General features: G+C 59.8%; 12 protein-coding genes, 1 tRNA gene and 1 pseudogene. 7 read left to right on the forward strand and 7 right to left on the reverse strand.

Features of this window, described 5'->3' with window-relative positions:
- Nucleotides 1-122: 122 nt before the first annotated feature.
- Nucleotides 123-1307 (reverse strand): Gfo/Idh/MocA family protein, encoded by a 1185-nt coding sequence (locus ACYQ2I_RS11070; RefSeq protein WP_460167076.1) that lies wholly within the window; start codon nt 1305-1307, stop codon nt 123-125.
- Between the two features lie 203 nt (nt 1308-1510).
- Nucleotides 1511-3028, reverse strand: a complete 1518-nt coding sequence (locus ACYQ2I_RS11075) for a hypothetical protein (protein ID WP_460167077.1) — start codon at nt 3026-3028, stop codon at nt 1511-1513.
- Nucleotides 3029-3405: 377 nt separating this feature from the next.
- Between ACYQ2I_RS11075 and ACYQ2I_RS11080 the strand changes: the two genes are divergently transcribed.
- A complete protein-coding gene (locus tag ACYQ2I_RS11080) occupies nt 3406-5001 on the forward strand; it encodes an arylsulfatase (protein ID WP_460167078.1) in 1596 nt (531 codons plus the stop codon).
- 97 nt (nt 5002-5098) lie between these two features.
- Here the strand turns inward: ACYQ2I_RS11080 and ACYQ2I_RS11085 are convergent, their stop codons facing one another.
- On the reverse strand, nt 5099-5572 hold the full coding sequence (locus ACYQ2I_RS11085; RefSeq protein ID WP_460167079.1) for a carboxypeptidase regulatory-like domain-containing protein: 474 nt from the start codon (nt 5570-5572) through the stop codon (nt 5099-5101).
- 41 nt (nt 5573-5613) lie between these two features.
- Nucleotides 5614-6558: a DUF1559 domain-containing protein gene (locus ACYQ2I_RS11090; RefSeq protein WP_460167080.1), complete on the reverse strand. Its 945-nt coding sequence runs from the start codon at nt 6556-6558 to the stop codon at nt 5614-5616.
- A gap of 1375 nt (nt 6559-7933) precedes the next feature.
- Here ACYQ2I_RS11090 and ACYQ2I_RS11095 point away from each other — a divergent pair.
- The 6 genes and pseudogenes from ACYQ2I_RS11095 to ACYQ2I_RS11120 all read left to right on the forward strand — a co-directional run.
- Nucleotides 7934-8965, forward strand: coding sequence for a hypothetical protein (locus ACYQ2I_RS11095; protein WP_460167081.1), 1032 nt, complete (start codon nt 7934-7936; stop codon nt 8963-8965).
- A gap of 170 nt (nt 8966-9135) precedes the next feature.
- Nucleotides 9136-9360 carry a hypothetical protein gene (locus tag ACYQ2I_RS11100; protein ID WP_460167082.1) on the forward strand — a complete coding sequence of 75 codons (225 nt, stop codon included), beginning with the start codon at nt 9136-9138 and terminating at the stop codon, nt 9358-9360.
- On the forward strand, nt 9357-9584 hold the full coding sequence (locus ACYQ2I_RS11105) for a helix-turn-helix domain-containing protein (protein WP_460167083.1): 228 nt from the start codon (nt 9357-9359) through the stop codon (nt 9582-9584). Before ACYQ2I_RS11100 ends, ACYQ2I_RS11105 begins: the two co-directional genes overlap by 4 nt.
- 106 nt (nt 9585-9690) lie before the next feature.
- Complete coding sequence (locus tag ACYQ2I_RS11110) at nt 9691-11118, forward strand: bifunctional DNA primase/polymerase (RefSeq protein ID WP_460167084.1); 1428 nt, start codon at nt 9691-9693, stop codon at nt 11116-11118.
- 151 nt (nt 11119-11269) lie between these two features.
- The gene (locus tag ACYQ2I_RS11115; RefSeq protein WP_460167085.1) at nt 11270-11506 is read left to right on the forward strand and encodes a helix-turn-helix domain-containing protein; all 237 of its coding nucleotides are present in this window, start codon (nt 11270-11272) and stop codon (nt 11504-11506) included.
- Between the two features lie 353 nt (nt 11507-11859).
- A pseudogene (locus ACYQ2I_RS11120) lies at nt 11860-12648 on the forward strand (tyrosine-type recombinase/integrase); the annotation flags it as partial.
- A gap of 184 nt (nt 12649-12832) precedes the next feature.
- Here the strand turns inward: ACYQ2I_RS11120 and ACYQ2I_RS11125 are convergent.
- From ACYQ2I_RS11125 to ACYQ2I_RS11135, 3 genes are all read right to left on the reverse strand, one after another.
- Nucleotides 12833-12919 (reverse strand) — tRNA-Ser (locus tag ACYQ2I_RS11125).
- Between the two features lie 225 nt (nt 12920-13144).
- Nucleotides 13145-16342 carry an outer membrane protein assembly factor BamB family protein gene (locus ACYQ2I_RS11130; RefSeq protein WP_460167086.1) on the reverse strand — a complete coding sequence of 1066 codons (3198 nt, stop codon included), beginning with the start codon at nt 16340-16342 and terminating at the stop codon, nt 13145-13147.
- Entirely contained in the window at nt 16339-17826 is a 1488-nt protein-coding gene (locus ACYQ2I_RS11135; RefSeq protein ID WP_460167087.1) for an arylsulfatase, read from the reverse strand. Before ACYQ2I_RS11135 ends, ACYQ2I_RS11130 begins: the two co-directional genes overlap by 4 nt.
- Nucleotides 17827-18276: the final 450 nt, after the last annotated feature.

The raw sequence follows: 18276 nt of genomic DNA on the forward strand, positions 1-18276 counted from the left end.
CCGGCGGGCACCCCGCCTCTCGTGCTGCCGCAGGGCGCAAGAAGAAACGCTGCGTGACGGCCGTTCGTTTGACCGTGACGCAGCGTGACCTGGTTCGTCCCCGACTTGTTCGGGCCTTACTCTTAGAACGTGCGAATTTCCACCGCTTCCCCACCTCGTTCCGACGACAGATACGCACTATAGATCGTCGAGATCGTGTCGGCGGCAAGAGCACTGTCGCTTTGAGGGGTGTCGCCGTAGGCAACCGTCCGGTAAAAAGCCTCGATTTCCTGCGGATAACCGGTGAACCAGTCTTCATCCGGCGAAGTGCAAGCCCACCCCTGCTTCGTACCGATCTTCTCCAGTACGTAAATGTCCTTGAAGTACTCTTCCTTCGGGTTGTACGTCTGCATCGCCGTGTTGGGGTTGATGTTGCAAATCGCGCGATGATTGTTTGCGCACACCTCCAACCAGTTGTGAATTCCTCCCAGGACGATGTCGGAAGCGAAGACCGTGGCAATCATGCCGTCTTCGAATTCGACGTGCATCATCGAAAAGTCATCGATGTCGTAATAGTCACAGCGAATGTGGCCGGCATCCCGGAAAGAGGGCAAGCGCGTCAGCGCGTGCGCACGCGCCGAGACGGTCTTCGGCCGGATCGGTTTCCCGTCGCGAGTCAAACCCTCGACGCGTTTCAGATACAGCGCCGCGGTCAGCGGGTGACACCCCTTCCCGATGAGGACGCCGCCACCGCAGAATTTCCAGAAAGCGTACTCTTCCGAATGAGAACCGCTGTGGGCTTCCTCGGCGTGAATCCACAGGATTTGACCGCCGGTTTTCTCGAGGATTTCACGTTCCTTTTGGATCGCCGGGGCAAACACCCAGTTCTCGGCGTAAAGCAGACGGCCTTCACTTTTCGCCTCGGCTTCGAGAATGCGTTCCACGCTCGCCAAGGCCGCGTCAAGTGCCGTTTGTTTGGGAAATCGATCGCCGTGGAAGTCCTCGCTGCCGTCACCGAAATACCCGGTCAACGGCTTCTCGCAAATCACGAACTTGTTACGGCGCAGCACCTCGATGGCGATCGGCTCGTGGGTCACCGGCGGTGTGCAAATGTGCACGACGTCGACCTGGTCGATCAATTCCTCCATCGAGGAGAACGCCTTGATACCCCGCTTTTTCGCGTATTCTTCCCTAGCTTTTTCATTCCGGGAATACACGCCGACGACATCGACGTTCGTTCCATACACCTTGCGAATCGCTTCGAAATGAAACGACGCCGAAAACCCGGAACCGATGATACCCGAGCGCACGGTCTTTTTCTGTAGCATTGGTTCTTCCTACCCTTTGTTCGGAGAACAACCCCCCCTTGCACCCGCAAGCCCCGCTTCCTCGAAAGTAAGGGGGACGAACGTTCCCAGACGCCACACAGAGCCGCCACATGGAGCTGCGGGGACGTGATTGATGGGGATATGATACCGCATCCCCTATCGGCCTTCCATGGCGGGGTAAGCGACGATGCAGACCGCGGCAATCACGCAATCAACCGACCACGTTTTTTCGCCCGCTGAACGGCATTTTCGATCGCGTCGGCGACTGTCCGCAGGGCCTTGATGCGTGCGTAGAGTTTGCAATTGGCCTCGAGAATCGTCCACGGTGCGTAACTTGTGCTAGTTCGGCGAAGCATTTCGTCCACGGCAACGGCGTACTGCGGCCATTTCTCCCGGTTTCTCCAGTCTTCCTCGGTTATTTTCCACTGTTTTGCCGGGTCTTCTTGGCGAGCCTTGAATCGCCTCAATTGCTCCTCTTGGTCGATGTGAAGCCAGAACTTGACGATCACCGTTCCGAATTCGGCCAACTGCCGTTCGAATTCGTTGATTTCACGGTAAGCGCGGCGCCATTCGTTTTCTGTGCAGAAACCTTCGACTCGCTCGACCAAAACGCGTCCGTACCACGAACGGTCGAAGATCGTAATGTGACCTGCTTTGGGAACGTGTTTCCAAAAGCGCCAAAGATAATGGTGAGCCTTTTCTTCAGAATTGGGTGCCGCGATCGGGACGACCTCATAACCGCGCGGATCCAATCCTCTCGTCAACCGCTTGATATTTCCGCCCTTGCCTGCGGCATCCCAACCTTCATAGACGATCGCCACGGGAATTTGGGCCAAGTACAATTCGTGCTCCAAACGGAACAGCCTTTTCTGAAGCCGATCCAACTCTTCTTCGTATTGCGCGCGATCCAGCGAAACCGACAGGTCGATGCGATCGAGAATCCGCGGATTGGCCATCGTTGCTTCGGTCGGAACCTGCATTGGAACCGGTTCGACTTTCGGCGTATTTTCCCGACGTTGCAGCTCGCGTTCGATCGCCGTTGCGATCGTTTCAAACACTTTTACGCGGGCAAAACGTTTCTGCGTGGCCTCGACAACCGTCCAGGGGGCTTCGGACGTGCTGGTTCTTGCCAGCATATCCTCGACGACAGCCAACCATTTGTCGTAATGTCGATTTTGATTCCATTCCCGCTTTCCGATTTTCCAAGCGGTCGCGGGATGCTTTTCCAGCCTTCGAAATCGACGACGCTGCTCTTTCTTGTCGATGTGCATCCAAAACTTCAGCAGCACGGCGCCCGAGTCGGTCAATTGTCGCTCGAACTCGTGGATTTCTTCAAACGCACGATTCAAGTCGGCTGAGTCGAGGCCGCGCTCCATCCGCTCGACGAGGACGCGACCGTACCAAGACCGATCGAAAATCGCGAACAGCCCGTCTGCCGGCAAGGCATTCCAAAATCGCCACAGCCAGGGGTATCGCGCTTCAGTCTCGTCGGGAGCCGATACGGCATGCACCTTGAAACCGCGAGGATCCAGTGCCTGGGTCAACCGATTGATGACGACACCTTTACCAGCGGCCTCCCAACCCTCGAATACCAGGATGACGGGCACGCCCGCCTGACGAGCCGCGCGTTGTGCCTCTCCCAAGCGAGCTTCAATCTGCGGAAAAACAGCGTCGTAGGTTTCGCGGTCCAATCGCTGGTTGAGATCGACAAGTTCGAGCATGGGTCGTATCTCCCGACTTCGTCGGCTTGTGAAGGGCACAATACGGAAAGCAACGTGAGGAAGGTGCGTGTCTCGTGTGAGGTGAATGGTCTGAAAAAATGTAGCCCCCTCTCCGATGAGGGGCGAACTTCGACGGGACAGAAGCGCGCCGACTGTACGGTTTGTTACCGGTCGCGCCGATTTTACCGGTCGCGGAGCCAAATACAGGCGGAGCCTGGCTCTTCCGAGGAGGTATCCGACCGGATGCCTGCCCGAAAACCTACCCATTCCCCTTGTCTCCAATCGGCGGAATGTGGAACAATCTAGAGAACGTGGGGGAAGTTATCGTCTATTCACACGGGCCGAACGGAAAACATTTTCTGCGCGGAGGGTCTGCCATGTGGCGCGTTTTGTTCGCTTCTCTACTTACCATCTTTTCCATCGTGGTCGCGTCGCCGTGTCGGGCGGAAACACCGCGTCCCAACATCGTATTGATTCTCGCCGACGATATGGGGTACTCGGACATCGGCTGCTTCGGCGGTGAGATTCCCACTCCCAACCTCGACGCATTGGCTCGCGACGGACTGCGTTTTACACAGTTCTACAACACCTCTCGTTGCTGCCCGACGCGCGCATCGCTGTTGACGGGGCTCTACCAGCATCAAGCCGGCATCGGCATGATGACGACAGCACGACCGGACGCGCCGCCGGCATATCAAGGCTATTTGAACCAACATTGCGTGACATTGGCCGAGGTCTTGAAATCGGCGGGCTACCACACCTACATGGTCGGTAAATGGCACGTCGGCATGTCGAAACAATCGATGTGGCCGTGTCGCCGAGGGTTCGATCGCTACTATGGTATTCTTTCGGGCGCGTGCGACTATTTTCGTCCGCAAGCGAAGGCCGGTTTGACGCTGGACAGCTCTCCCGCCCCGGCACCGCACGAAGGATACTACACAACCGACGTCTTCACCGATTACGCGATTCGGTTTCTTGAGTCTCAGCCGGACGATGCGCCGTTCTTCCTTTACGTTGCCTACAATGCGCCCCATTGGCCGTTGCAAGCCAAACCGGAAGACGTCAAAAAGTTTCTCGGCAAATATCTGTGCGGATGGGATGAAATCCGAAAACGCCGCTGGAAACGGCAATGTGAGCTGGGAATCGTCGATCCGGCTTGGGGATTGTCACCGCGAGATCCCGTCGTTCCGGCCTGGGACACACTGACCAAGACGGAGCAAAAGGACCTCGATGCCCGGATGGCCACGTACGCGGCTCAGGTTCATTGCATGGACTACAACATCGGCCGCCTCGTGACTGTGTTGCGCCGAATGGGAAAACTGGAAAACACGCTGATTTTGTTTCTCTCGGACAACGGCGCCTGTCCCGAACCGTGGAACGACCTCAACCCGACGGGTACCGCGCATTTGGGAGGCGGCAAATTCAAGGATCCCAATGATCCGACCAAAGGTGGTGCCTGGTCGTACGGACAGGGTTGGGCCAACGCGTCGAATACTCCTTTCCGGCGTTACAAAACGAAAAGCCACGAAGGCGGTATTTCCACCCCCCTGATCGCCTACTGGCCCGCAGGAATCCGCGTTCCCGGTGGGACGATCATTCACGACGTCGGTCATATCCGCGACATCATGCCCACGGTCGTTGAACTTGCAGACGCCGAGTATCCCACCGTGCGCAACGGTCGTTTCATCCATCCGGCAGAAGGGAACAGCCTGGTACCCATCTTTGCTCAAGGAAGCCGCATTCCGGAGCCATGGCTCTTTTGGGAACACCGCCTCGAGGGAGCCGTCCGACATGGTCGATGGAAGGCCATCTATTTCGAAAACACAGGAGAGTGGAAACTATACGACATGGAAACCGATCGAACGGAACAACACGATCTTTCCAACCGATATCCGGAATTGTTAGAAGTGCTTAAACGTCGCTGGTTCGATTGGGCGATCCGTTGCGAAGTACTTCCGAAGACGATCGAATGATCGATCGCGTCTCGCTTCGAGTGGTCGGCGCCGCTTGTCCACCACTTCGTCGTTTTGACAAGCAGCGTGCTTCCACCGACCTGCTTCGCGCAAACGACTACAGTCGGAAGTCAAATTCCGTCGACGATTCGTCGACGAACACCTTCAACGTGGACTCGCGGTTGTACTGGGCAGGAATCCTTTCTGCTTCGGCGGAAACGGCATCGGGATCCTCTTCGCTCGCCTGTCCGTCCTCGGACGGAATTCCCCGCGATGTCCAAATCCGGACGGTTTTCTCGCCTTGCGTTGTTCCGGCTGCTTCGGAATTGAACATCAGTTCGTACCGTCCCGATTCGTCCGTCACGGCCCAGGAAAACGTTTGGTCTTGCGACTCGAAGACAACCAAGGCTTTCGGCAACGGTTCGCCTTGAAACGTGATCGTACCGGACACGGGCACCAACTCGAGTTTCTCGTAATCAGGCCCGGTGCGATCGCATCCGATTCCTATCGCGACAAGGGTTGCCGACGCCGCACACAAGAACCGAAACTTCACATTCGCTACCACGTCGTCTTTCTCCCCCTCTGTGATCACGAGCTGCTCCCTCGCGGATGTCGCCGCGTTGCCGAAAGCCCTCAAAATTCCGTCACGACCTCGTTTCCGTTTCGCGAACCCAGTGATTGATACGTGTCGCCGTCGATCGTGTCGCCGATGAAGCGCACGGTGCCATCCCCCATCAGAAACTCGGCGCCGCCGACGTGGTAACTCCCGAACGACAGCTCCATCAGTCGGCCGTGGATTTCAGGATGGTTCACGAATGCATTGATGGGAGCAAGCGTCGTTCCGACAAACTCCGAGAATTCGGTGCCGCTGCTGCTACCGGTACATTGACAAGGATCGATTTGGGGTGAACCGATATACCAGAAATCCATCCCTTGTCCATCTTTGACGAACGTAGGATCGGTTCGCGACTCGCCGATCATGATTGTGTTGGAAGTCCCATCCGTCACGTCACCGAAACGAACGGAACTACAGGCGTAAAAGTAGCCATCCTGGTCAAGATTCTCCAACGATTTCGTGCCCGGGATCACGATCGTGCTCGTATCGTCGGAACTGGCTGTCGAACCGGCGTTTCCTCGATAACTGCACGGAACGCGGCGATCGATTCCACTGTTGTCGAAGTGATCCTCGATCGGCATACTCGGACAACGATACACAGGAATGATCGTCTCGCATGCGACCTGATTCTCGGATCCCGAGTTCCAATTACCCGGCCCGCTTTCTTGAAAATGGATCGTGTCGTAGATCGATTTCAGTTCGATAAACGGAAGTATGTGCAAACTCCAGCCGGTGCCTCGATTTCCCCAACCATACGGGAAACGGCCGAATGCATCATGGTAATTGTGCATCGCAAGACCGATTTGCTTGAGATTGTTCGCGCATTGGGCACGGCGGGCCGCTTCCCGTGCCGCCTGCACCGCCGGCAAGAGCAAGCCGATCAGAATGCCGATGATCGCAATGACGACCAACAGCTCGACCAACGTAAACCCACCGAGAACACGGCGACAACGTTTCCGCATGACTCGCCCCTTTCGTCGGATTGTAAATGGGAACGACCAATGCCGATCGACTCGATCGGGTACCGAATTGTCGTCCCCATCCTACGGAAACGGCGCAAGCGCAACGTTACGATCCTGTGAGAATCTCGTCGAGAACGCTCCGTGGGCTCGTCACTCGCCCCTCGCAAGCCCCACAACGCGATCCAAAGCTCGGCGCTATTGTGCTGACTATTGTCGAATCGAAGTGCCGTGCCTGCAACACGAGTCTCCACGCCACTCGACGGCGCAACAAGAAAGCCCCATCATACGATGGGGCAAGAAAGCGGATGGGGAGGGACTCGAACCCGATTCCGCAACCGGTTCTGAGCAAAGCACTTACGGCGATTCGCCCGAGGCCGGTGGCGCAAAATCCGGCGCACTTTCCGGCGATTCGGTCGAAATCCCACCCGAACTAGCGGCCCTTTGGGCAACCCTCGACGAAGCCCAGCGCCGGGAACTGATAGCGGCGCTGGAGCGATTGCAGCGGCCGACCACAAGGGAAGGGGGGGCCTGAAACTGTGGGGACGAATTACCCCAACCGCAGGGGCAAGGACGCGTTTTTTTACGGGGAAATTCGGCCCCCTGTTCGATACGGGATGGCCGATTCCAGCCCCTCAGCGGCTCGCTCTTGCGTTCTGCGACTGGTGGGCGACAAAAGTATCGGCTCGACGGCCGAGCGTGGCACACGCATACCGTGGGTCCTTCCAGATGCCCCACCAGCAGAACGGCGGCGGGAACAGCCACCGCAGGGAATACAGTTTGTTTCGGGGAGCCGAAAATCGCCTAGCGCTGTCCACGGGCGGGTAAATGAGCCTCCTATAAAAGGGGGCCTAGAGGCTCAAAATGAGGCTCCATAAAAAGGGAGGCTGGAGCATCAAAACGGCGGCCGGCCGGCTGGCGGATCGGTCGGGAAAGTTGCAGAAGTTGATACAGCGTGCCACCATTTCCGCCGTGGGGTGATCCGGATGTACGAGTTGGACGCTGAGGAAATCCGGCGGTGCACGGCCACGTGCAAGGACGGCCGACCGTGCCAGGCGTGGGCCTGTTGGGGCGATCCGGCGCAGCGGTGCCGGCAACACGGCGGCCGGCCACGCCACAAGCGCCCCGTGTGCCGGTGTGCGGCCTACCAGTGGCCCCATCGGCCCGGCGGGGGCCTGTGCCTGTGGCCCCACCCGCCGATTTCTGTTTGCCCCACCCCGGCCGGCACGCACGGGGAGTTCCGGAGCTTGCGTCAAGCGCTGCGGCGCGGATAATCAACGTGGGCGGCTAGGGTCCCGGGCCCGAAAGCCGCGACACCACAGCGGTTGCCGCCTACCTTTTTCAAGCGTGGTGTCTTTGTATCACGGAGGTGGTGACCGTGTCTGTGCCCTTGGTTTATCATCTTTGCCCAGCGTATTGCTTGGTTGATTTGGGCGGCGGTTTCGTAGCGCTGGATTTGGTGGACGAGCTGACCGCCGACGAATTGGCTTTGCTCGACAGGCACATGCAAGAAGAAGTCTACGGAGCTTGGAACCAGGCGTGCGATAAGGGTTACGATTTTCCACCGTGGCGGTTTTGGATCCGTTCCATAGCGGAACTGCAGGATGATCCGGAAATGCTGTTGCGGAATGAGAGGCAGTTGGAAGACCTGTACCCATTCATCTGCCGTTTTCGGAGGAGACCCGATGAATGGTTGCTGCCCCTCGACATTGCAGATGCCGTAGAACGCATCTTGCCTTGGAAAGTTTGGGATTTCTACGCCGAACTGTATTTCGAGTGCAAACGAACCCAGAAACTTATCTTGAAAACTCGGCGATACAGGCTCCCTCAACAGGCGTTTCCTGTTTTCAACCCGGCACTATCGGCCATCTCCACGATGCCAGCGGCTTCTCCATCACCGCCCCTGGTTGCAGAGGCACAACAACAGCCCACCGGCCCTGATGCCGGGCAACGCCCATCGGAATCCGATGCCGAAGAGCAGCAGGCTGCCGCGCCCGGGGAACCATCGACTTCGGCTCACCGGACCGCTGCGCGCCGGTTGCCCGGCGAGGAAATGAACGTCTTGGCCCGCGACTATCTGAGGCTCCACGCCAAACAACGCAGGGTGAGCGTTAAGGAATTGGCCGAGTATCTGGCCGGCAGAAACCCGGCGGGCACTTGTTCCACGTCCACCGTTTGCAAACTTCCGGCGTGGCGGGCCTATCAAGACGAACTGGAGCAGCGGGGGCTGAAAGGCAAGAAAGCCAAACCCAAGATGCGGGCGTTTTCGGATGTGGAACACGCCGTAGGCCAACCCGATGCGGAGTTGGAGAGGCTGATTAGCGAGCAGGGCGCAGATTACGAGCCGTCCCCCCTCGAAGAGGATCCGCCCGGGAGGCCGCACAGAGTGCGCACAGATCACCGCATATAGCGTGCCGGCCGGCCCGTTCGGCGATTTGTTCGCGAACGTTCGCTCTTTTGACGCGAACACTTTTCTTCAGTTTTTCGCGGGAGGGGTCTTGCGTTCGGCAAAAAAATGGCGAACGAACGGCCTTATCAGTAGAGGTGGTTTTCAAACCTTTACTGATAGGACACCTGGCCATGTCGAACGAATCGATTCCTCGGCTTTTGACCCCCGGGCGGATTGCCGAGGCTCTGGGGGTTCCTCTGCCGCGCGTGCTGTACGTGCTGCGCACTCGGCACCACATCCGACCGGCGGCACGGGCCGGCACGCTGCGGCTGTATCGCAGCACGGCAGTGGCTCAAGTGCGCTACGAACTGAACCTAATCGACGCCCGGCGAAGCCGGCAGGAGGTGCCAGAATGAACGATGGGGGCAAGTTGCTGCTATCCGAGCGTGAAGCGGCCCGGGCGCTGGGCGTGTCGGCCCGGCACTTGTATACCTTGCGGAAGCGCGGCGAAGTCCCGTTCGTGCTGCTTGGGCAGCGGGTGCTGTATTCGCCGGCAGCCCTGCAAGGGTGGATCCGGGAGCGGAGCATCTGCGGAAGCCGCACCAGCGAGGGCGCCGACGATGACCCGCAACGGGCGTAAAAAAACCCGGCAGCCCGAAGCTGGGGGAGCGGGCGGCGGCCGGGCACGAGGTTTCGGGCATTCTACCGCGCCAAGCCGGCCGGATCCATGTTGTGATGAATCCGACTTGGCCGAGCTGGTAGCACAGCGGCGGCGGGAGCTTGGCCTGGATCCCAGCGGCGGGCCGTTCGATCACGCGGGGCCACAGGAAGCGGTGCCGACCGACGGCGACATGCTGGGAATCGCGTTGGCCTACGCGCGCCGTGGCTGGAGGGTGTTGCCGGTGTGGCGACCCATCGGCAGCGGTTGCTCTTGCCGCCGGAAGGCCGCTTGTGACCGGCCGGGCAAGCATCCGCGCTGCCGCAATGGAGTCAAGAGCGCCACGGCTGAGGCTGAGCGGATTCGGCGCTGGAAGTGGACCACGGCGAACATCGCAATCGCCACGGGGCCCGGATCGTGCTTGTTGGTGCTGGACATCGACCCTCGAAGTGACGGCTGGAGAACGCTTGCAGAACTGCAACGGCAATTGGGCACGCTGCCCGCCGGCCCAGTGGTGGCCACCGGAGGTGGCGGCGAGCATCGCTACTTCGCCTACCCGGTCGGCTTCGATGTCGGCTGCCCGACGCTGGGCCCCGGCGTGGAAATCAAAGCGCAAGGCGGCTGCGTGGTGGCCCCGCCGAGCCTGCATGTGTCCGGCCGGCAATACCGGTGGCAGCGACCCCCGGAGGCGGCCCCGGCGCCGACCCTGCCGCGCCCGTGGCTCGAACACATCTGCGGCAAGGCCGACCGGCACGAAGCGACCAACCCGCTAGGGAGCGCAGAGAGCGCAGAAGCGCAGGAAAGCGCAGAAGCGCAGGAAAGCGCAGGATTCATAGAAAAAACAGGAAGAAGCAAGCAACGGTCGCGTGTGTGGGTGCGGGGTCATCGCCGAGCGAGCGATGAACACAAGGGCGCGGTCGGTTTCTCGGCGGAGATTGCGGCGGCAATCGAGGAAACCTTGCCGCTCGCCAAAGGCGGCCGCAACCGGGCGCTTTTCGCGCTGGCCCGCCGATTGCAGGCGATCGACGACTTCCGCAATGGAGGGTTTGAGATGGTCGAGCATGTTTTCGCCCAGTGGCACGACCGTGGCGTTCGGGCCGGCGTAATCGGGACCGACCCGATCGAAGTTACGCTCGGCGAAGCCCGCTATTGCTGGGAGCGGGTGCGTTTTCCGGCCGGGCAGGGAGTCCTTGCCCAAGCGATACGCCGGGCGTCCCGCCAGGTGATCCTGCCGGAATCCTGCAACGGGCTGTCGGAACAGGCGCGGAGCGTTCTTCAAGTACTGGCGTGGCTCGCACACCACAACGACGGGGACGTCTTCCTGAGTTGGCGGCAGGTGGCACGGCTTGCTAAGCTGAGTTCGCCGAAATCGGGAGGTCAGTTGTTGGGATATTTGGTTTCTCACGGCTTCCTGCAAGAGACCAAACCGCCCGTCCCACAGCAGCGGAAGGCCGCTTGCTTCCGTGTGCTGATACCTTACGAGATAATCGACCCGCCGCATTCCAGGCGTGCGTAGGGGCCGCCGCCGCGCCGTTGTCGCGTCTTGACCGCCCCTGCGCTCCGCGCGCCGGTGGGCCCGTTTGGGCAAGACCTGCGCCACTTGCGGCCGGCGAAGTTTGCCGCAGGTTGGTTGACAAAACGGCCCATTGTGTGATAATCAGCACATTATGAAAGCCAATTCACCGCTAACGAAACCGCTGCGGAAGACACTGGCCGAGTGCACCACGCCCTTGCTGGTCATTGCCAAGGCGACCGGCATTGCCCGGGCGAGTCTGATTCGTTTCCGCCGGGGGGAAACTTCGCTTCGGCTCGACAAGGCCGACGCGCTGGCCGCCTACTTCGGCTTGGTGCTGGTTCGGCGCGATGAAGTAGCGCCCAAACGCCGGCCGAAAAGGAACAAGTAGCACGAAAAAAGCCCGGCAGCGGGCCGGTAACCCACACTGCCGGGCAAACGTGAAAGGATGTTGTAATGGCGAGCATATCGCGCGACCCGAACGGGCACAAGCGTATCCTTTTCGTCGATTCCGACGGCACCCGGCGCTCGATCCGGCTTGGCAAGCTGCCGATCAAAGCGGCCGAAACGATCAAGCACCATGTCGAAACCCTGCTTGCCTGCCGGACCAGCGGCACCCCGTGGCCGGCCACCACCGCCCGGTGGGTAGGCGAGCTGTCGGACGATATGGCCGAAAAGCTGGCCCGGGTGGGGTTGATCGACCGTCGGCCTGCCGAGCCGTTGGGAGCGTACCTCGCACGCTGGATGGACGGCAGGCGGCAGTACAAGGCCACTACCCGCGATACCTGGTCCAGGACGCTGAACGACCTGGTCCGGTTCTTCGGTGCCGATCGGCCGTTGGCCACGCTCGACCACCAGGCGGCCGCGAAGTTCCGCCTTCACCTGATTGAGCGTGGCTTGTGTGATACGACCATCCAGACGCGACTACAGCATGCCCGGCTGTTCTTCCGCCTGGCAGTGTGCGAGGGAGCCCTTGCGGCCAACCCGTTCGAGCACGTGCGGCACAAGGGCGGCAACCCGGCCGAACGCCGTAGCTACGTGCCGAGGGAGCACGTGGAACGAGTGATTCGCCAGTGCCCCAACGCCACGTGGCGGCTGTTGGTGGTGCTGGCCCGCTACGCTGGCCTGCGGACACCCAGCGAGCCGTTCTCGTTGCGGTGGTCCGATGTTCTCTGGGATGAGGACCGGCTGATCGTCCGATCACCCAAGACGGGTGACCGGGCGGTTCCCCTGTTCCCTGAGATACGCAAGTGGCTCACCGAGGCATGGGAACAGGCGCCGGACGGGGCCGAGTACGTGATCCCTGAGCAGATGCGACAGCGGGCGATGGGGCCCCACGGGTGGCGAAACGCCAACCTGAGAACGACACTGGCCAAGATCATCAAGCGTGCGGGGCTGGCCCCGTGGCCGAGGCTGTGGCATTCCCTGCGGGCAAGCTGCGAAACCGACCTGGTGCGGGAGTACCCGCTGCCGGTGGTGGCCAAGTGGCTCGGCAATACCTCGATGATTGCCATGAGGCACTACGTGGACGTGACCGACGAGCACTTCCGGCAGGCGGCCCAGGGGAGCGAAACGTGCAGCGGCAAGGCGGCGCAAAAAGCGGCGCAGCAGACGCCGGAAATGGGCGCAAGTGGCCGAAATGAGCGGAAGCCGGAATCGGAAAAACGCGGTTTTTCCATGGATTTCTGCACATTGCAAACTGGTGCAAATACTCTAGCGGATGGGGAGGGATTCGAACCCCCGGTACCCGAACGGGTACAGCAGTTTTCAAGACTGCCGCCTTAGACCACTCGGCCACCCATCCGACCGCGTCAGAAAGCCCCTATTGAGCCCCTGCGCCGCACGTACGCCACTACAAAAGGGGCACCTAGAGGCCCGCAATTCGGCGCTTATTCTACCCGAAACTTCTCGGACGACAAATACGCCCCACCCTGACATGAATTCGCAGCCCCCTTTCCCCGAACCTCACAGCCGGCCCCTTGCATGAGCCCGGCTCACCTTCGAGACAGACCGCACATCTCCCTTACTTTCACGGGCTACCGTTCCTACCTACACACAAGAGGGAACCGTCCTCGAGCACGATGAACAAGCGTCCTTGTGCCGCAGCCATGCCGTCAAACACAGGGGCTGAGGGCAACGGCATCTCCGCGGTCACCTCCCCGGACGTCGACGACACTGCCTGAAGCACAGTCCCTCGTCGCCCGCTATAAACGGCCGGATCCACCTTCCAGTCGCCCTTCGGTCCCGCCAGCCACAAGACGTCACCGGCCAAGACCATCGCTCGGACGTGAAGGGGCCACGCAACCGACCAAATCGTATCTGTGACGGCGGCATTGACGCTACCGCTACTGAATCCCCGCTTGCTCAAGATTTCTTCCGACGGCAAATCGTCCGAGCGATCGGTGCACGACAAATAGAACGGCTCGCTGAATCCTTGATTCCGCGGAATCGCGTTCAACCGACCGTAGAAAAAGAGCCGGTCGTCTCCGACTGCCATGATCCGGGCTCCGCCGCCCTGCCCCATTGCCACGCCGGTTCTCGGATTGATCGGTCCGACGCCCCACGTCCACACGACACGATGAAACCATGAATCGTCGAGAAATCCGCCGGCACACACCAAGTGGACGTTTCCTGAACCGTCCAGCAACCGCCCTTCTCGATCGAAAGCGAGATGACGCAGATACACAAATCGACCGTCCGAAGAGAGAACGTCGGGAAGCGCCCCCGGCATTTCCAACCGCCGAAGATACCCCGGGCCCACTCGCGGTTGGCGCCCTTCTTCATCGATCAGATATATCGGAGTCGCCGAAAGAAGCTTCCCCGTTTCGGCGTCGACACGATAAACTCGCATGCCCCCGTCCACATACGACGATCGCCCTGCAACGAACCACGCAACCCCTTCCAATACGAGCACATTACCGGGAACCGGCCACACAGATTCAAGGCGATCATACGACACCAACTGTCGATCTTCCGGTGCCGCCAGAAAACGCCAGCACATCGTCCCTGAATCGGCGTCGAGGCAATATACGTAGCCGTCGCGACATCCGAACAAGAGCCTTCCGCGCCAAAACGTGGGCGAGGAATCGACTCGGCTTCCTGCCGTAAATTCCCACTGTTTGCGCCCGCTTTGGGAATCCAAAGCAATCACTTTGCCTTCATCGACAGATACGGTGAAGACCTTGTGGTCCGCCACGATGGGCTGGGTCAACTTGCCACCCAGCGTGACGTTCCACACAGCGTGTAAATCTTCGGCTTCAACGCGACAACCGGCCCCCGACCGCAACACATCGTGCCGGTGCGTCGGCCGCCACAAATCGCTCGACGCCGCATCGTCCATCGCCAACGGCACACCGAACGCCGGTCCGCGTTCCGTCCGGCCGGCAAGAGAGGAAAGAGCAAATCCACTTTCCTTGTTTGACTTGGGTTCCGATCTTCTCGCGGGCGCCAATGCCAAGAAGCCGGTCAACCGTCCCGACGGATAACACTCACAGGGGTTCGGCGGTGCGTAAAACATGCCGTAGGCGGGCATCGTGCCGAACAAGCAGGCGCCACGCACCCAGTGGTGCGCGTACATGTTTCCGGTGCGCGTGTCGATCATTTCGATCCCCGGCCAAGATGGTACGACGTACCCGGCGGTCGCCTTAGGCATGCAGCACCGATGATGCATCACGCCGATATCGAGCGAAGCATCGAACGCCCAGCGGCGCACAACCTTCCCCGTCCGCAGATCATATCCGATCAACTCGCCATCGGGCTGCTTGAATCCTGAATTAGTATTCCATGCTTCCGCCCGCGGCACCCATACGATGTCGTCAATCACATGTATGGAAATCGGAGCCAGGCAACGGCTCACCATTCCGTCCACTTTCCACAACCGCCGTCCGTCCGATACGTCGTACCCCGACACGCTGCGATCCGTCGCGAAACAGACGACACCGTCGTGGACGACCAGAGCAGGCCCAAAGTTTGCCGTATACTGGACAGGCTTTTCGATCGGTACCTGCCAGATTCGCTCGCCGGTCGCAGCATCAAGGCACACGATTTGCGAAACCGCGTGGTAGAACACGCGATCACCGGACACCGCGGGCGTAAGCGGCGTCACGTTTCCTGCGTGTACTCGCCATACGATCTCGCCCGACGCCACATCGATCATCGCCACCGATCGGTCGCTTGTCACACGGACGGTAATCTCCGGCCGTTTCCAGCCATCGGGCACGCGCTTCCGATCCGTGTAGGGCTGCGGTGATTTTTGGTCGTCCATCAGGACAAGTAACCGGTCGCCGCAATGAACGATTTCTTCCGCCCCTTCGGTGCCGCCGAACACGCGCAGCAATCGACCGGTCGCGGCGTCGAGCTCACTTACCGGTTCCCCAACACCTAGAGTGACGTACACGCGATCCCCCCAAGCCACCAGGCGTCGGGGAAGTTGAAACGGCCCGAGCTTCAGCGGATAGAGCGAACTCTGCCACGACTCCATAGGGCGTCGCCACAACTCGACGCCGCTGAAAGCATCGCGGGCGATCAATGTCCATTGGGAAGGCAACCACATCGAAGCCGCCGGTCCTTCGTCAATAATGGCAAACACTCGCCCGCCGGAAGCGACAACAGCTGGCACGCTCGAAAGATTTTCGTGGCTGCGCGTCCATCGGGGCCCGGCTTCCCATTGCAAATGGCGAAGCGGCCCCACCTCTCGGTCGTTGCCGACGGCGTTACCGCCCGGCTCGTACAGGTATTGCGGCCATTCGTCGATCGTGTCCGGTCGCGGTTTCTTCCACGATTCGAGAATCGCGCCGCTCGAATCAAGCAAAACGGCCGATCCCTCGGGCGCGAGCACTCGCCGTATCTCAGCCTGTGGCAACGGCCAGACCGGTGTACGGCCGTCCGTCTCGCCGCCGCGCACGATCAGCAGATTCACGAGATTGTCAATATACGGAAGGTGTTCTCCGTCGAACTCGCGAATCGATGCCTTCCCCCCCGGCCCGGCAGCCTGCAATCGCTCGCGACCGCGGATGACTTCCTCCGAAGAAGTGCTTAGCCCCTGCACGAGGAAGCCGGAACGCCGGGCCAGATCGAGCAACAAGTCGCACTCATCGCAACCGATCTGTACAACCAACCCTCCGGCAACACGCGTGTTGCCAAGGAGTTGTTCGGGATCGGCGGCGATGCTCGAAACGGGAGCGATCAACCACGCTGCGACGGCAAGACAGATTGCGACTCTCATCATTTCAGCAGATCTCCCACCAGATCAGGACGTTCGACGGCGTTCGGAGGAACCCAACCGCTCTGATCTCGCTCACGTTTGATCCGCCACGCCTCGGCGGCACTCTTCGCGTGCTTTTCCGTCCGATGATCAAGAGGCCAATTCGGGTCGGGCGAGTGGGCCTCCTCGAAGATCGCGAGCGCTTTCTTTACGAGATCCGGGCGAGCCGAGGCCAAGTCGTGCGTTTCTCCCGGATCCGCTTCGAGATCGTAAATCTCGACCGGTTTCGTCACGCCGTTGCGAACCGCCTTCCATTTACCGAAACGGGCGGCTTGGATCCCACCGTTTCCTTCATGCAATTCCCAATAGAAATAATCTCGCTCCGGCGCCTTGCCGCCTTTGAGGTACTCGACCAATGAAATCCCGTCGGTGCGGTATCCCGGCGGCGGAGTGACACCGCTGAGTTCGACGAACGTGGGCATCAAGTCCCAAAACGCCCACGGCTGATCATCGACGCGACCGGCCGGCACGTTCCCCGGCCACCAAGCAAGGGCGGCTTGGCGCAGCGCCCCCTCGTACATACCGCGTTTGAACCCGCGAAGCCCGTTGTTCGCTTGCTTGAACAACCTCCCCATTTCCGACTTGGGACTGAACGACGAGCCGTTGTCGCCTGCAAAGATCACCAGTGTGTTCTCGGCAATTCCCAATTCGCGCAGCGTATCGAGCAACTCGCCGACGTCGGAATCCAATCGTGTCACTTGGGCCGCGTACGCTTTTTGCTGTTCGGTCCACGGTTTGTCGCGGTAGATACCGTAGTCGTCGATCTCGTGACGACCATGGGGCAAGGTAACCGCATAAAACAGAAAGAACGGTTCGTCGGCATGCTCTCGCACCCATCGAATGACGTCACGCTGAATCAGCTCCTGCGCATAAATCTTGCCGACCCCGCGACCGTCGTTACCCGGTAGGACGAACGGTTGATCGTCGTCGTACAAGTATGTGGGAAAATACGAGTGCGCATGTCGCTGACAATTGTACCCAAAGAAATGATCGACCCCTTGTTTCAGCGGGCTGCCGCTGGTCGTGAAATAGCCCATGCCCCATTTTCCCATCGTCGCGGTCGCGTAGCCGCCGGCCTTGGCAACTTCGGCAATCGTCACGACACCATCGGGAAGCGGGAGTTGCCCTTCCGGGGGAACCTCGTAGTTCCCGCGGATCGGGCAATGGCCGGTGTGCAGGCCGGTGAAAAACGATGCACGGCTGGGAGCACATACGGAATCCCCACAATAGGCCTGCAAGAAGCGAGTTCCCTCGGCAGCCATGCGATCCAAACACGGTGTTTGGATCAATTCTTGCCCGTAGCATCCCAGATCGCCCTGAGCGATGTCGTCGCTCAAAATGAAAATGAAATTCGGCTTCCTGGTTTCCGCTTTTGCCTGCATTCCAATCGCAAGGCAAACGGCGACCGCGAAAAGAGCCGCAACAGCCCCCGAGGTGTTCCTTTTCATCGATGGAATCCTCCCACGTCAAGTGGACAACGCAAAGACAACCGATGGGAAACGATCGCGACGGTCGATATTGTCGACGGTGCGACATTGTAGACGGAATTGTGGGCCATCTCTACATGTGCGAATTCGGCAGCGACGAACCCGAGTCGACGCTTCGCCAAAATGAATCCCACCTTCTAGCGGAGACTCACGTTCAAGCCGGCCAAGGCGACCCTGGTAAAGTATTGTTGCCGCGCAAGAAACACAAGAACGCCATCTATCGAATTTGCCGCACCACCCTTTTTCTTGCATGCCATCGAAATCGACAGGCAACTTGCTGCATTTTGGGCCGAAAGCGACATACACTAACGGTCGGTTGTGCCGTCCTGTTTCGAAACGAAAGAACCATCCTTTCGCCGGAAACGGCCCAAGACGGCCCTTTTCCGGCCGTGACGGAAAAGCAAACTCGAG

It is taken from the genome of Thermostilla marina, assembly GCF_054657455.1.

Coding starts and splice junctions, on each gene's coding strand:
- ACYQ2I_RS11115 (WP_460167085.1), top strand. CDS start 11,270: ATGAAAGCCAATTCACCGCTAACGAAACCGCTGCGGAAGACACTGGCC.
- ACYQ2I_RS11100 (WP_460167082.1), top strand. CDS start 9,136: ATGTCGAACGAATCGATTCCTCGGCTTTTGACCCCCGGGCGGATTGCC.
- ACYQ2I_RS11105 (WP_460167083.1), top strand. CDS start 9,357: ATGAACGATGGGGGCAAGTTGCTGCTATCCGAGCGTGAAGCGGCCCGG.
- ACYQ2I_RS11075 (WP_460167077.1), bottom strand. CDS start 3,028: ATGCTCGAACTTGTCGATCTCAACCAGCGATTGGACCGCGAAACCTAC.
- ACYQ2I_RS11080 (WP_460167078.1), top strand. CDS start 3,406: ATGTGGCGCGTTTTGTTCGCTTCTCTACTTACCATCTTTTCCATCGTG.
- ACYQ2I_RS11130 (WP_460167086.1), bottom strand. CDS start 16,342: ATGATGAGAGTCGCAATCTGTCTTGCCGTCGCAGCGTGGTTGATCGCT.
- ACYQ2I_RS11070 (WP_460167076.1), bottom strand. CDS start 1,307: ATGCTACAGAAAAAGACCGTGCGCTCGGGTATCATCGGTTCCGGGTTT.
- ACYQ2I_RS11135 (WP_460167087.1), bottom strand. CDS start 17,826: ATGAAAAGGAACACCTCGGGGGCTGTTGCGGCTCTTTTCGCGGTCGCC.
- ACYQ2I_RS11090 (WP_460167080.1), bottom strand. CDS start 6,558: ATGCGGAAACGTTGTCGCCGTGTTCTCGGTGGGTTTACGTTGGTCGAG.